Below are 14683 nucleotides of genomic sequence, written 5' to 3' on the forward strand. Positions count from 1 at the left end.
AATATGAAAAATAATAAAAAAGGATTATGGGGAGTTATCGTTGCAATAGGGTTATTTTTACTATCTAAGTTAAAATGGGTATTTGCAATTTTTAAGTTAGCAAAATTTTCAACAGTATTTAGTATGTTTTTATCGCTTGGTGCATACGCAGTCATATATGGTTGGAAGTTTGGGGTAGCACTCGTATATTTATTGTTTGTACATGAGATGGGGCATTTATGGGCAGCGAGAAAGAAAGGGATACCAACATCGCCAGCAATCTTCATACCATTTATGGGAGCTCTTATTGGGATGAAAGAGATGCCGAAAAATGCAAAAGATGAAGCTTACATTGCATATATGGGACCTCTTTTCGGATTGCTTTCATTTTTACCCGCGATCCCACTGTATATAATCACGAAAGAGCCGTTTTGGGCGCTTATTATTTTACTTGGAAGTATGATTAATTTCTTTAACTTAATTCCAGTTTCTCCATTAGATGGTGGACGAATAATTTCAGTTGTAAGCACGAAAATTTGGGGAGCAGGGCTAGTTTTACTACTCGGCTATTCTATTTACTTCAAAAGTATTTTAGGAGGATTTATTTTTATTATCGGCTGTATGGAACTATATAGAGTAATAAAGAGAGATGAGCCGATTAAGGAATTAGGATATAAAATCGATGGAATGAAAGAATATGTTGCTAGGCTTGAAGAGGAATTAAAAGAAACTGGTGCGGTGCATCGAACGATTTATATGATTCACCATGAAATGAATGTATTAAGACAAAGAGAACGTGAAAAAGAATTAAAAACAGGAGAACTTCAAAAGATTGAAGTGCTAGAGTACCTTTTACCAAAATTTGAGCCACTTGATTATGTCCCATATGAAGATGAAAAAGAAATGCATACAATTCATATAAGAGAAGCATTTGAAATGTCAGAAAGAAAATTAAATGAATGGGAAACAGAAAAGGAACAACAAGAAAATTATTACAAAGTCGATACGAAAACGAAATGGACAGTATTTGCTTGTTATATCGGATTAATGGCTATACTCGGTTATACAGCTTATGAAGGTTATGTTGTTTTACAAGAGCATTTACCAAGGAGAAGTTTGTAGAAAAATAGTGTCGAAATGAAAAGGAGGATTTAAACAGGAATTACATTTCTACGAGAGAATGTTACAAGTGTAACAGTACATTGTAATATTCATAGTAGAAAAGGGGTTCTGTATATGAAGAAATTGTTAAGTGTATTGGTAACTATTACTGTGATGGCAATAGCGAGCTATAGTCTTATGAAATTACTATTATATTATGCGAATAAGTCTGCTGGAGTAAATACAGTAGCACAAATAGAAGAGGTGCAGGAGAAGAAGAAGACACTCGATTTTGTTCGTACGACACATGAAAGTTATAATAATTTCTTGAATTATGGCAAGGCAGAGAAATATACAGATGGGGATTGGAAACATTTTAAACAATGGTTTCAAGAGCAAGAAGCCTCTTTAAAAAATATACATAAAGAAATAAAAAATGAAAAAATAAAACGCGATGTGAATAGAAGTTATGAAATTGTAAAAAAAGGTGTGGAGCTTCAGAATATGGAGTATGTAATCTATGCTCATCGCGTATATCATGACTTGGATATACTTGTAAATAAATATAAAGGTGAGACGAATGTATGGGGGTATACCGAGTTTGGAGATGGGCAGAATATAAGAGTAATTGAACAAGCAATACAAACGAAGTAGTAGGCTAGCTAGAATTCTAGTTAGCTTTTTTTGAGCACTATTAATGATGGCTAATTAAAATTTACTTAATATGTGCATTGTTCATATATTTTTCATAAAAACACCATGTTAATAGTGATTAAAATCACAATATGTATTATACAATTCAGTTAAACTAAAAACAGTTAAGGAAATAGAGGAGTGGGATACAATGTTAAGTGCAAAAACAATTGAAATCGTAAAGTCAACAGTACCGTTATTACAAGAAAAAGGCGTTGAGATTACAACGAGATTTTATCAAATTTTATTTTCGGAACATCCGGAGTTATTGAATATTTTCAACCATACGAACCAGAAAAAAGGAAGACAACAACAAGCATTAGCAAATGCTGTTTATGCAGCTGCAATGTACATTGATAATTTAGAAGCTATTATTCCAGTTGTAAAACAAATTGGTCATAAGCATAGAAGTTTAGGTATTAAAGCAGAGCATTATCCAATAGTAGGTACATGCTTACTACGAGCGATTAAAGAGGTCGCAGGCGCACCTGATGAAGTTTTAAATGCATGGGGAGAAGCGTATGGCGTCATTGCTGATGCATTCATTAGCATTGAAGCGGGTATGTATGAAGAAGCTGCACATAAAGAAGGTGGATGGAAAGATTTCCGCAACTTTGTGATTGTTAAAAAAGTGAAGGAAAGCGACGTTATTACATCATTTTATTTAAAACCTGAAGATGGCGGGAAAGTTTCTTCATTCATCCCAGGACAATATGTAACGATTCAAATAAATATTAAAGGTGAGACATATACACATAATCGTCAATATAGCTTGTCTGATGCTCCAGGAAAAGAATATTATCGTATTAGTGTAAAGAAAGAAAAAGGTGTAGATACACCAGATGGTAAAGTATCTAATTACTTACATGATCATGTAGGGGAAGGGGATGTCTTACCAGTAAGTGCACCAGCGGGAGATTTCGTATTAAATATGGAGTCAACATTACCTGTTGTACTAATTAGTGGTGGAGTAGGTATTACACCGATGATGAGTATGTTAAATACGTTAATTGAACAAGAATCAAAGCGTAATGTATGGTTTGTTCATGCGGCGATAAATAGTAATACACATGCGATGAAAGAGCATGTTGAGACAGTAGAAAAAGAGTATGAACAAGTTAAAGCATATACTTGCTATTCTTCACCGACAGAGCAAGATGTGGAAATGAAGAATTTTGATCAAGAAGGATTCATTGAACGTGAATGGTTACAAACTATTATTCCAACGACTGAAGCAGAATTTTATTTTTGCGGTCCAGTACCATTTATGAAGCATATAAATGCTGCATTAATTGATTTGGGTGTTAAACAAGAGAACATTCATTATGAATTTTTCGGTCCCGCAGCAAGCTTACAATAGATTAATGTTGCCAAGCAAAAAAACGAGGTATTATTTTACCTCGTTTTTTGCTTGTTCTCTTAATAAGCGATTAACTGTTTCGCGGCGTACACCTATGAGCTGACCAATTTCAGTTTGTGTTAATATTTCATAGATAGGGATGTCACCTAAATATAAGGTGAACCACTCTTGTAAACGATGAAGGCGCTCTTTAGGAGAGACAGTTGTCAATTGATCGATACGCTGTTGCATCATTCTTAACTTCGATTGTAATTGTATAGCGATATTTTCATATGATGCAGGATTTGCCTGAAGTTTGTCGTACCATTCATTGCTAATTATAGGCTCGACTTCTGTTTTCATTAAAGCGATAGCTGTACCGTGATATTCCTTCGGTGAAATTAAAGAATGGTGAGGTATCGTTTCACCAGGAACGATAATATTAAATAAAAATGGTGTTCCGTCTTCTTCTAACCGAATCACTTTTAATAAACCTGTTTTTATAAAATATAATGGACCGTCCTCACCTTGACGGAATAATACATCTCCCTTATGTAGAATCAATGTTAGCCCCCCATTAAAACATTTCTATTTCTTATATTTTAGCGTATATGTATAAAGACAATATGCTTTTTAAACAGCAATTTCATTGACGAAATGTATGCTATTACAGTAGTATACTATTTAGTGTGTAATAGTACTAGCAATGAATACGCTGTAGGGGGTTTAGTATATTGTTAGATGCGATGAAGATGACGGATATGAGAATTCCGGCGAATGCTATCATTCATGTGGAAGAGATGATAGGTGGAGTCGTTTTATCCGTTGAAATAGACGGCCAAATTATTTATACGATGGCTTATGATGAAGAAACAGATAGTTATGCTGAATTATATGATCGAAACGATAAGAGGGCGTGCCAGGTACATGAAGACTTTATGGGATGGTCACTTCTTCACTAAAAAGATGTCAATATGACATCTTTTTTTATTGAATCGATAGATTGTACAAAGAAATGAAATATAAGGATAAAATTTGTAATAAATGATTTTGCATTGTTAGCGCTTTGTAACTGTAAGATAACTGTTTTTTCGCTATCATAAAGATAACAGTCATAGCTATAGGAGTGATCAACTTGAAGAAATTACATATTTCAAATTTTATGCTATTAAGTGTTTGTTTAGTTTTATTTGTTCTCCTAGGAGCCTTTTTATATTCATGTGTATAAGAAAAAACGCATTCTAGAAAGAACGCGTTATAAAAATGAAGTAATGATTAATCTAGTTCCAAGAATAATTAATGTGATACGTAATAAATTAATTACTGCATTACCGCTTAATTTTGTGTTAATATAAGCCCCGATTTTTCCGCCAATCCATGCACCAGGAATAAGAATTAATGCATAAGCCCAGCTGACATTTCCTAGAGAGATGTGAGTTAAAGAGCTTACAATTGCTGAGAGAAATACGATAAACATTGAAGTTGCTACAGCAATGTGTGCTGGGAACGCAAAAAGGAGCATCATCGCTGGCACAAGTAAGGCACCACCACCGATTCCAAATAATCCGGATATAAATCCAACTATAAAGGCAATAAAGATAGCGAGAAATGGTGGAAATTGATAGTCTACAGTATTTCCTTCGTTATCTGTAAAAGATCGCTTAATTACAGTCATATTTGATAGGGAAAGAGGTTTCAATTTGTCTCGTAGTATAAGAAGAATGGAGACGAATATAAGAAAAATCCCAAAGTATAAAGAAAATGTATCTTGGTTTAAAAATTTGTTTGCCCATGATCCGATAATACCACCAGGGCCACTCCCGATAAATAAAATAAGTCCACTTTTATAATCTACCCGTTTATGTTTCATATAAGTAAGGGTAGAAGCCAGCCCTGTAAAAACGACTGTTACCATAGAAGTTCCTACTGCGAGTTGTGGTGATAAACTGTGTAATCCAATTAATAACGGAACGATAATAATTCCGCCTCCAAGTCCGACTAGGCTCCCGACTGTCCCGGCGATTAATCCGATGAAAAGTAACATGATGTATTCCAAAATTGCCAACTCCTCTATATAACTTATCCATCAATCATTATACACGCTTTTTAATAAGAAATAGGCTTGTTCACAAAAAAGTCGTCTTCCTAGAAAAATAAGGAAGACGACTTTTGATTAAAAGATTAAGTGTAATAAGTAGTAAAATAATGCAGCTAAAGAAGCTGAAATAGGAAGTGTAATAACCCATGTAATTAACATGCGTTTTGCAGTTCCCCATTTTACACCTTTCACGCGATGTGAAGCACCAACCCCTAAAATAGAAGAAGAGATAACGTGCGTCGTACTAACCGGTAAGTGAATAAATGTTGCGCCGAAAATAACAAGTGATGATGATAAATCGGCAGCTACACCATTTACAGGACGAATTTTCATAATTTGTCCACCGACAGTTTTAATAATTTTCCAACCACCGACAGAAGTACCAAGACCCATTGCGATTGCACAAGATAATTGTACCCAGAAAGGGATATCGCCAGAAGTATGATAGTTATTGGCCATAAGAGCCATCGTAATGATTCCCATTGCTTTTTGTGCATCATTCGTACCGTGCGTATAAGCTTGTAATGCAGCGGTGAAAATCTGGAATATACGGAAGTTCTTGTTCGTTTTCGTTAAGTTAAAGTTTTTAAATACCACTTTAAAAATACTATATACGATGTAACCAATAACAAAAGCGATAATCGGTGAAATGATTAAAGCTTCAAGAATTTTTATAAACCCTTTATAGTTTAATGAGCTAATACCAGCAGCAGCAATTGCTGCACCAGCGATTGCGCCAATGATTGCATGCGAAGAACTACTTGGAATGCCATAGTACCAAGTGATCAAATTCCAGACTATTGCCGCAAGCAAAGCAGCTAAAATTACAAGAGAACCATTTTGCAAAGCAAACGGGTCAACAATATCTTTTGTAATCGTTTTTGCTACACCTGTAAATGTCATCGCACCTAAAAAGTTCATAATAGCTGCCATAACAATTGCATGTCTAGGCTTTAGAGCTTTCGTTGAAACAGCCGTTGCAATAGCGTTTGCTGTATCGTGAAATCCATTGATAAAGTCAAAAGCTAAAGCGCAAATGACTACTAAAACGGTCAGTATCAAGAGTGTATCCATGATCAAACTCCTTACGCGTTCTTCATAATGATTGTTTCTAATACGTTTGCAACGCTTTGACAGCTATCAGCTACTTCTTCAAGCTCTTCGTAAATCTCTTTAAATTGAATAATCTTAATCGGATCTTTCTCACGAGAGAATAAGTGCTTAATCGCATGACGGCGAATATCATCACATTGTGACTCGTAATCCTTAATCTTGATCGCATTTGTACGAATATCGACTAATTTCTTTTTAGAAAGTAGTTCAACAGAATTTGCAATCTCAATCGCACATTGATTAATTGCTTCAACGAATTTAATCATGTATTCATCAGCTTCTGTAATAGAATACATTTCGAATAGACTAGCACTGTGATCTAATCCGTCTAATACATCATCCATACTCATTGCAAGTTGTAGGATGTCTTCACGTTCAATAGGAGTAATAAACGCTTTGTTTAGCTCCATAATGATTTCGTGAATGAATGAGTCACCTTTTGACTCATACTCTTTCATGCGCATAGAAAACTCTTTTAAATCGCTAGCATTTTTAATTTTATACTCCACGAAAAACTGCGCGCCTTCTTTTAAATTTTCGGAAACGTTCATAAGCATTTCAGAAAATTTATCTTTTTTTGATTTAAAGACCATTATTGTTACCCCCACAAAAGTAATATATGTAAAATATATTGGCTAATCAATTCTAACAAAAAACTGTTGTTTTTTAAAACATTTTATCGAAAAGTTTACAAAAACTTAACATAACTCTCATTGTTGTATTAATAATATTAATACTCAACAATGAATATCTTACTTGTAGAATGTCCTTTTCTTGCAAAAAGTATGAATGTGAAAGAAAAGCTTTACACTATAGGAACGACTACGTTATTATAATATATTTAAAAGGAGGTATATTCTTCCTTTTAAAAAGAAGAGTGTAAACAAATGAAGGAAGTGAACCAATGAAATTGAAGAACACTCACTTAAAAAAACGCTTGAGTGGTTCAATAAGAGGAAGAAACTACGCAATTCATTAATTGTATTGGGAAGTTTACTTGCTACTCTATTTATTGTTGTAAATATAATAATTTCCATTCAAGATATATCTGAATTAAAACAAGCTGTTCCACAACCGACTTTAATTTATGATGCAAATAATGAAGTTGCGACTAAATTAGCTTCTTCTAAAACAGAAGGGGTCAAAAGGAAAGATATTCCTGATATTATGGTTCAAGCAATTGTTGCAGTAGAAGATAAGGAATTTTTTAGTCATCATGGTATTTACTATAGTGGAATTATAAGTGCTGTATTTAAGAACATTACAGCTGGAGAAGTTGTGGCAGGTGGTAGTACAATTACACAACAACTTGCGAAAAATGTATTTTTAACGCAAGACCGTACATTCTCTCGTAAAATAAAGGAATACTTTCTAACGAAAAAAATAGAACGTACTTATACGAAAGATGAAATTGTTGAAATGTATATGAATCAAATTTATTTTGGTGAAGGTGCTTGGGGGATAAAAAGAGCAGCTAAATCTTATTTTGATAAAGAAGTAAAAGACTTAACGATTTCAGAAGCTGCAACGATTGCAGGATTAATTAAAGCGCCATCTGCGTATTCGCCGTATAAAAACTTTAATAAATCAATTGAAAGACGTAATGTCGTATTAGGTTTAATGAAGGAGCAAGGATATATTTCTGAAGAACAATTTAACCAGGAGAAAGAATCAGGTCTTGTATTACGACGTGGTGTTGACGATAAATATAAGGGAAAATATTCTCAATACGTAGATTATATTGTTAGAGAAGCGATGGACAAGTATGAATTAACACAAAATGAAATTTTAGCAGGTGGCTATCGTATTTATACGGAACTTGACGCGAAAAAACAACAAGCGGTTGAAGATGTTGTGAATAATGATAGTTATTTTAAAGATAGTGGCTCAGATCAGCTTATGCAAACTGGAGTGGTCCTTATGAATCCAAAAACTGGCGGTGTTCCGGCTTTAGTTGGAGGCAGAGGTCCTTATCAATTTTTACAGTTTAATCATGCAACACAATTAAAAAGACAGCCAGGTTCAACGTTAAAGCCTCTTGCAGTGTATGTACCAGCGTTAGAACAAGGATATGAAGTATACGATGTCTTAAAAGATGAACCGTTTAATATTAAAGAATATGCACCACAAAATAGTGATCATACGTTCCACGGTAATGTGACGATGTATGAAGCGGTGGCAAAGTCATATAATGTTTCAGCAGTTTGGCTATTAGAGAAAATTGGATTAGATAAAGGATTGAAATCTTTAGAGCGGTTTGGTATTCCATTAGAGCCTGAAGACCATACGTATCCGATTGCTTTAGGAGGTATGCATGTAGGGACTTCACCATTTGTAATGGCTCAAGCGTATAGCGCACTTGCAAATGATGGTGTCCAAGTAGAAGCTCATGCCATTAGAGAAATCCAAAATGCTGAAGGGGAAACAATTGGAAAATGGTATAAGAAAGAAACTCGTGTGACGAACGAGAAAGTTGCCCAAAAGATGACATACTTATTAAAAGGTGTTATTGAAAGGGGAACAGGTGAAAAAGCGAAAGTTAATAATATCGATACCGCAGGCAAGACAGGGACTACCCAGCTTGTAAATGGACCAAGCACTGGTGCGAAGGATTCGTGGTTTGTTGGATACACACCGGATTTAGTAGGTGCGATTTGGGTAGGGTATGATAAAACGGATAGTGAGCATTATGTGCCAGGAGGCAGCCAAATTACAACGACAATGTTCCGGGATATTATGAAGAAAGCGAATGGAAATCCAACTCAAAAGGCATTTCAGCTATCACTAATACCTGAGGCGGATTATACAAAACAATTAAAAACGATTGAGGAAGAAAAACGAAGGAAAGAAGAAGAGAAAAAACGAAAAGAAGAGGAACAACAAAGAAAAGAACAGCAAAATGAATGGATAGATAAAGTGAAAGAGTGGATTCCATTTTGGTAAAAAAAGAGGCGAATAACGAGTTCGCCTCTTTTTTATGAGAAATGAGCGGTTTTATCTCGGTTCAAAATGTGGCAACAGAAAAGAAGTTAGGTGAGAATCGAGCTGCCTATAAAAATTTGATGGGTTTAACTTAATAATCCGTGGGGATGGGAAAAGCGCCACGGATTAAAGCTTCAGTTTATTTATTTAGCGTAACATTGGTCCTACCGAAGGATTGAGAATCATACGTGACGGTTATTATTCCTTTACTAATAGGTTCATATGGCAATTCCTCTTCGAAATTTCCAGTATTTTCATTATGGATAGAGAGTGTTATTTCATTAACGTCTTTATTTTTATATTGATCTTTAATCGTTTCAGCGATTTGAAGTAGGTTTTCATAACTAGAAGCTTCTGTAATAAGCATTCCTTTTATAACTTTTTTTTCATTTTGTGTGGAAGAGGAATGCGGGATGTTGTTTTGTTTTGTATACAGAAGTTCGTATGGAATTGTTTTTCTTTCTGCTTTTGAAACATTTGAATAGTTTAGAGTTAAAAGAAACCCTATACATAAAATTATGCATACCATAAGAACAAACCAAAAACGTGTCAGTGATATAATTCGCATTGTCATCCCTCTTTCATGTCTTTGTCTTCACTATTCATCATACAAAAAGAGGATTAAGCTAGAGTAAATTTGAAGTAAAGAAACGTAAAGAAGGAGCACTTATCCTCCAAAATAAGTGCTCCTTTTTATTAAAAGAAAGATTTAACATACAATCAAAATAATACAAATTACTATAAATCAAACATTCTTGGTCGTTCAAAAATAAAATGAAAACTAAAATTAGTAAATTCGGAAGACTGATAGTGTAGCTGTTGTGTCACCAGTGTTAGGGATGGAAATAGTATTTACTGTAGGTTGTACAGAGATTGTTGTACCAGCTGTTAAAGTAACAATTGTGGAGAAAGAAACCGCACTACCGATAACGTTAGTTGAAAAATTACGAGTAGGTGGTTGACCGTTGAATGAAATACCGAATCCAAATGGTGAAGAACCCGGGAAGGTTGTAGATGCTGAGAAACTAATATCGTATACTCCTGTTTCTAAAATAGTTAAAGTATCTGAAGTGTCATTAAAAATGAGATTATTTAGTTCGAAAACTTGATTAAATTGGATATTCGTTCCAGGTGATATAGTTTGTGGATTAGAATTTCCTATTGCTGCTATAGTTACAGGGAGTGGTGTGCCCGACGGTCCAGTAGCGCCAGCCGGTCCTTGAGGTCCAGTAGGTCCTATTGTTCCTCCACCAAGGCAACCTGATCCATATTGAACTAGGATAGCTTGAATTTCTGTAATGAGCTTAACTAGTTTATCGATAGTACAGCAATCGATTTTGAATAACTTAGCAATATACAATAAATAATTAAGCAAACTTTGTAGTTCAACGTACAATGCTCCGCATGAGAAAGGTGAGGACTTTAGGATAGTTAATAAGCAATAATAGAACTACCAATTTTTTCTTGTGCAGGTGATAAATCTAAGCAACTGAGGAATTTTTGAAGATTATTGAGGAGAGCAATTAGTTTATCGATGTTATCTTGAGAAGGGTTTTGAAATACAGCTTGAATACTTTGACCAAGAGCTTGAAGAAGTCTAGCATACTCTTTTAGTTCTGCCTTAGAGATATTAATATAACAGCAAGCTCTTACTTCGCAACAATCATTACCATAAAACACTTTCCCTTTATTTTTGTTGGACGTTTGTTCATTCCTTTCTTTCTTTTATAGAATAAATAGTCGTTACTATATAATAAAATGAAAACTAAACTGAATTCGTGAGGGACAAACTACTATTTCTAAAAAAATAAGAAGTTTACCTATCTTGTGAAAACAAAGAACAATTAAGAGATAGAGAAAGATTTATATGAGTTAAAAAAGAATAGGTTAGAATAAAAAAACTGCACGCAAATTGTTAGATATAATCTAACAATTTGCGTGCAGTTCGTGGAACAGCCCAACCTTTTTAATGATTAATTCTTTCATAGTTCGCTTTGGGTAAAATTGGAATAGAAATAGTGAAAGTTGTACCGTTTTGATTACTAGACATTTTTAATGTACCGTTATGATTTTGAATAATTTTCTTCGTTACTGACAAGCCCAGTCCTGTTCCTGAATCTTTTGTTGAGAAGAATGGATCAAAGATATATTCTTGAATAGCTGGAGGAACCCCAGTTCCGTTATCTGTGAAAGTAATCCGAACAAAGTTATCTAGGCGATAACTAGAGATTTGAATGGAAAGAGGTCTTTCGCCTCGAGCATCGATAGCATTTTGAAATAAATTTAAAAAAACTTGCACAAGTTCATGACGATCGATATTGACAAGTACACCATCTAATTCCGTAGAAAATTCATAGTCAATAGAAATGTTGTGTAAAAAAACTTCACTAGCAAGTAGTTGTTGAATATATTCGCGTAAAAACGTATTGATGGGAAAAGGTTCTCTAGTAAATTCACGCGTTTTTGAAATGGCTAAAAATTTTGTGATAATACTATTTGCACGATCTAGTTCAGGAATGAGTAGACTTTTAAACAATTCTTTATTGGATGGAGAAACGTTATCTTGTAGAAATTGCAAGTATCCACGTACCGTTGTAAGGGGATTTCGTACTTCATGAGCAATCCCAGCTGCGATTCGTCCTGCTAATGAAAATTTTTCTGCATCACGTTCTGTGTTTAAATAATGGAAGACACTAATAACTCTAAAAATCTCTCCGTTATAATCCCGAATAATTCGATTGTTTAAAATACCATAGTTTTTGTCTAACACTTCTTCATTATATATTTCTGTTCCTGTTCTTAATGTTTCAATCGCTTTAATTTGTTCTTCTGGCAAGTTTAGTAATTGTTGAATTGGCTTTCCAATTATATCATTTCGTACTACACCAAAATCATCTGCTGCAGCTTGATTACATAAAGTTATATTTCCTTTACTATCAACAAAGGTGACATGATGTGAAAAAGCATCAAAAATATGAACAAAGTATGTTTCAAGTTGTTCAAATAAAAATAATGAATCGCAAGTAAGTTGAAAATCAGCCTTTTTATTCTCTTTTTGTATGTTTTGAATGGAATGAGTCGTTCTCGTTTTCTTTATTTGTAAACCAATATGTGGATTCTTGTATGTAAAATGATGTGGTAATTGATTCACAAGCTCTTCATATAACCGCACTTTATTTTCTAGTTCTTCTATTCGTTTTTCATGAGATACAATATCATCGTTTGGAAGCATAAATAAATAACCCCTCAATTTAAAAATTCTTCCATTTAGTATATCATATTTTTATACGGATACTCTTAAAGAAGGGGCTACTTAATGAAATTGATTAGCTGAAATGTCCGGGAAGTGAGTAGAATGGATAGAAGGTGAAGTTAAAAAGGGAGGGATATATTTGCTTTTCATTGGAGTGACAGGGTGGGGAGATCATGATTCTTTATATATAAATCCCTATGAAAATAGAAATAAATTGCGAACTTATAGTGAACATTTTCCCATTGTGGAAGTAGATAGTTCATTTTATGCGATACAACCTGCGCGGAATTATACAAAATGGGCGATGGAAACGCCGAAAGATTTTTCTTTTATAGTAAAAGCCTATCAAGGAATGACAGGACATATGAAAGGGGAAATCCCTTTTTCTACGTTCGATGAGATGTTTGATGTGTATAAACAATCCATTCTTCCTTTAATAGAAACAAATAAATTAAAAATGATTTTATTTCAATATCCACCATGGTTTGATTGTAAAGTGAAAAATGTAGATTTACTTCGATACACGAAAGAAAAAATGGAAGATTTACCATGTGCAATAGAATTTCGAAATCAAACATGGTTTTATCCAGAAATGAGAGATAAGACGTTACAGTTTTTAGAAAAAGAAAACTGGATTCATACAATTTGCGATGAGCCTCAGGCTGGAATAGGATCAGTACCGCTTGTATTAGATGCAACAAACTCGGACATGGCGTTAATACGTTTTCATGGCCGAAATGTTCATGGTTGGCTGGATAAAGGAGAAAATTGGAGAGCGGTTCGCTGTTTATATCGTTATAATAGTAAAGAATTGGCGGAATGGGTAGAACGATTAGAGCGATTGAAAAAGAAGACGAAGGATATATTTGTATTGTTTAATAATAATTCGGGCGGAGATGCAGCGGATAATGCGAAACAGCTTATGAAAATGATGAACATTACATATGGTGAGCCGAAGCCTGAGCAATTAAATTTGTTTGAATGATGATAAACAAGAAAGGCACTGTACAAACAGGGGGAATGTACAGTGCCTTTCTATATGAAAAAGAGGGGTAACAATGTTACTGAGCGTTTGGTTGATTCATCAATTGTTGGCTTCATAATAGATGATAATGGTTATCATTATCATTGTCAATGGTTTTTCGGAAAATAAGTAAAAAACTTTTTATCCCGCTATTTGCGGCAGTAAGACCCCCACTGATTAAAGTTTCATTTTATATTTTAAATAGTAATAAAAAAAGAACAGCAATTACTGCTGTTCTTTTCCATTGATGATTTGTTGTAAATCAAAAGGAGTTATCGCTTGGATAAATTCCTTTGAGATAAGTGTTTGAACGAGAGTGCTTTCAGAAATTGTAGCACCTGTTTTCTTTTCATAAGATTTCTTTAATAAATCAAGTTTTTCAGCCGTTTCTTTCGGTAATTCAATTGTTAATGTATTCATAATTTCTCCCCCTTACTATTAGAGTACCACTACAGTATAGGAGAGACAAGACAAGAAAAGAGAATATGAAACATAAAAAAGGTTACCAAATTTACAAATGGTAACCTTTTTATGTATAAGAGTTATTAAGCAATACCGATATACTTTAAAGTTTTGGATGGAGTACTGTGATCAAAGAAGTGTTGTAAAAATGCAATATCAACACCTGATTTGTATGCACAATAGCCCCAAGTTTTTCGAAGTGTATGTGAGCTAATCCCTTCTAATCCAACTTCTTTTGCAGCTTTGTTTAAAATGTACCATGCATGTTGTCTCGTAATAGACTTTGTTCCTTTTTGAGACTTTAATAATGGTTCATTACGTTTCCAAGTTTTACGTTCTTTCATGTAGTCTTCGATTGCGTGCTGTAAGTCTTCATTTACAGCAAACCATTTATGTTTCTTTACTTTTTCATTGTAAAATAAAATGGAATGGCGAACATTTTCGTCTTCATCGATTACATCACTAACTTTTAATTGTAAGATTTCACTTACTTTTAAGCCAGAATTTACAGCTAATACGAATAATAAGCCATCACGTTTCGAAGATTGTAAAAGTATATTTTTGATAGTTTCTAATTGTTTTTCATTTTGAATAGGTTGTCCTGCTTGTTTCATTTCACGCACTCTCCTCTTTTATATG

General features: G+C 34.0%; 13 protein-coding genes and 2 pseudogenes. 6 read left to right on the plus strand and 9 right to left on the minus strand.

What is annotated here, in order from left to right; genetic code table 11:
• The first annotated feature begins 3 nt into the window (after positions 1 to 3).
• The 3 genes from JFU54_RS23410 to hmpA all read left to right on the plus strand — a co-directional run bounded on the left by JFU54_RS23410 (position 4) and on the right by hmpA (position 3133).
• Positions 4 to 1101, plus strand: coding sequence for a site-2 protease family protein (locus tag JFU54_RS23410; protein ID WP_002011667.1), 1098 nt, complete (start codon positions 4 to 6; stop codon positions 1099 to 1101).
• 114 nt (positions 1102 to 1215) lie between these two features.
• A complete protein-coding gene (locus JFU54_RS23415; RefSeq protein WP_201066582.1) occupies positions 1216 to 1734 on the plus strand; it encodes a hypothetical protein in 519 nt (172 codons plus the stop codon).
• A gap of 190 nt (positions 1735 to 1924) precedes the next feature.
• On the plus strand, positions 1925 to 3133 hold the full coding sequence (hmpA, locus tag JFU54_RS23420) for an NO-inducible flavohemoprotein (protein WP_201066584.1): 1209 nt from the start codon (positions 1925 to 1927) through the stop codon (positions 3131 to 3133).
• A gap of 30 nt (positions 3134 to 3163) precedes the next feature.
• Here the strand turns inward: hmpA and JFU54_RS23425 are convergent, their stop codons facing one another.
• The gene (locus tag JFU54_RS23425; RefSeq protein WP_002149445.1) at positions 3164 to 3676 is read right to left on the minus strand and encodes a Crp/Fnr family transcriptional regulator; all 513 of its coding nucleotides are present in this window, start codon (positions 3674 to 3676) and stop codon (positions 3164 to 3166) included.
• Between the two features lie 170 nt (positions 3677 to 3846).
• Here JFU54_RS23425 and JFU54_RS23430 point away from each other — a divergent pair, with 170 nt between their 5' ends.
• Positions 3847 to 4074 carry a hypothetical protein gene (locus tag JFU54_RS23430; protein ID WP_201066587.1) on the plus strand — a complete coding sequence of 76 codons (228 nt, stop codon included), beginning with the start codon at positions 3847 to 3849 and terminating at the stop codon, positions 4072 to 4074.
• Between the two features lie 293 nt (positions 4075 to 4367).
• On the opposite strand, the gene JFU54_RS23435 is transcribed toward JFU54_RS23430, so the two are convergent.
• The 3 genes from JFU54_RS23435 to JFU54_RS23445 form a co-directional block, all read right to left on the minus strand.
• Positions 4368 to 5168 (minus strand): sulfite exporter TauE/SafE family protein, encoded by an 801-nt coding sequence (locus JFU54_RS23435; protein ID WP_002086690.1) that lies wholly within the window; start codon positions 5166 to 5168, stop codon positions 4368 to 4370.
• Positions 5169 to 5285: 117 nt separating this feature from the next.
• Entirely contained in the window at positions 5286 to 6284 is a 999-nt protein-coding gene (locus JFU54_RS23440) for an inorganic phosphate transporter (RefSeq protein WP_002126356.1), read from the minus strand.
• A gap of 11 nt (positions 6285 to 6295) precedes the next feature.
• Positions 6296 to 6916 carry a DUF47 domain-containing protein gene (locus tag JFU54_RS23445; protein ID WP_002086688.1) on the minus strand — a complete coding sequence of 207 codons (621 nt, stop codon included), beginning with the start codon at positions 6914 to 6916 and terminating at the stop codon, positions 6296 to 6298.
• 311 nt (positions 6917 to 7227) lie between these two features.
• Between JFU54_RS23445 and JFU54_RS23450 the strand changes: the two are divergent.
• A pseudogene (locus JFU54_RS23450) lies at positions 7228 to 9266 on the plus strand (transglycosylase domain-containing protein).
• Positions 9267 to 9444: 178 nt separating this feature from the next.
• Here the strand turns inward: JFU54_RS23450 and JFU54_RS23455 are convergent.
• The 3 genes and pseudogenes from JFU54_RS23455 to JFU54_RS23465 form a co-directional block, all read right to left on the minus strand.
• Entirely contained in the window at positions 9445 to 9873 is a 429-nt protein-coding gene (locus tag JFU54_RS23455; RefSeq protein ID WP_201066591.1) for a hypothetical protein, read from the minus strand.
• Positions 9874 to 10092: 219 nt separating this feature from the next.
• Positions 10093 to 10985 (minus strand): annotated as a pseudogene (locus tag JFU54_RS23460) (Gly-Xaa-Xaa repeat protein).
• A 286-nt stretch (positions 10986 to 11271) separates the two neighbouring features.
• The gene (locus tag JFU54_RS23465) at positions 11272 to 12537 is read right to left on the minus strand and encodes an ATP-binding protein (protein WP_002126365.1); all 1266 of its coding nucleotides are present in this window, start codon (positions 12535 to 12537) and stop codon (positions 11272 to 11274) included.
• A 160-nt stretch (positions 12538 to 12697) separates the two neighbouring features.
• Here JFU54_RS23465 and JFU54_RS23470 point away from each other — a divergent pair, with 160 nt between their 5' ends.
• Positions 12698 to 13543, plus strand: coding sequence for a DUF72 domain-containing protein (locus JFU54_RS23470; protein ID WP_201066593.1), 846 nt, complete (start codon positions 12698 to 12700; stop codon positions 13541 to 13543).
• A 264-nt stretch (positions 13544 to 13807) separates the two neighbouring features.
• On the opposite strand, the gene JFU54_RS23475 is transcribed toward JFU54_RS23470, so the two are convergent.
• Together JFU54_RS23475 and JFU54_RS23480 are read right to left on the minus strand one after the other, a co-directional pair.
• Positions 13808 to 14002, minus strand: a complete 195-nt coding sequence (locus JFU54_RS23475; protein ID WP_002011737.1) for a DUF3924 family protein — start codon at positions 14000 to 14002, stop codon at positions 13808 to 13810.
• A 125-nt stretch (positions 14003 to 14127) separates the two neighbouring features.
• Positions 14128 to 14658 carry a tyrosine-type recombinase/integrase gene (locus tag JFU54_RS23480; protein ID WP_000806230.1) on the minus strand — a complete coding sequence of 177 codons (531 nt, stop codon included), beginning with the start codon at positions 14656 to 14658 and terminating at the stop codon, positions 14128 to 14130.
• Between the last annotated feature and the right edge of the window lie 25 nt (positions 14659 to 14683).

Origin of the sequence: Bacillus sp. TH19 (genome assembly GCF_016651075.1) — a bacterium.
GTDB lineage: Bacteria > Bacillota > Bacilli > Bacillales > Bacillaceae_G > Bacillus_A > Bacillus_A mycoides.

What these genes read in the sequence shown, in the direction of transcription:
- JFU54_RS23410 (WP_002011667.1), top strand. Translation starts at nt 4, where the DNA reads ATGAAAAATAATAAAAAAGGATTATGGGGAGTTATCGTTGCAATAGGG.
- JFU54_RS23415 (WP_201066582.1), top strand. Translation starts at nt 1,216, where the DNA reads ATGAAGAAATTGTTAAGTGTATTGGTAACTATTACTGTGATGGCAATA.
- hmpA (WP_201066584.1), top strand. Translation starts at nt 1,925, where the DNA reads ATGTTAAGTGCAAAAACAATTGAAATCGTAAAGTCAACAGTACCGTTA.
- JFU54_RS23440 (WP_002126356.1), bottom strand. Translation starts at nt 6,284, where the DNA reads ATGGATACACTCTTGATACTGACCGTTTTAGTAGTCATTTGCGCTTTA.
- JFU54_RS23445 (WP_002086688.1), bottom strand. Translation starts at nt 6,916, where the DNA reads ATGGTCTTTAAATCAAAAAAAGATAAATTTTCTGAAATGCTTATGAAC.
- JFU54_RS23455 (WP_201066591.1), bottom strand. Translation starts at nt 9,873, where the DNA reads ATGCGAATTATATCACTGACACGTTTTTGGTTTGTTCTTATGGTATGC.
- JFU54_RS23465 (WP_002126365.1), bottom strand. Translation starts at nt 12,537, where the DNA reads ATGCTTCCAAACGATGATATTGTATCTCATGAAAAACGAATAGAAGAA.
- JFU54_RS23475 (WP_002011737.1), bottom strand. Translation starts at nt 14,002, where the DNA reads ATGAATACATTAACAATTGAATTACCGAAAGAAACGGCTGAAAAACTT.
- JFU54_RS23480 (WP_000806230.1), bottom strand. Translation starts at nt 14,658, where the DNA reads ATGAAACAAGCAGGACAACCTATTCAAAATGAAAAACAATTAGAAACT.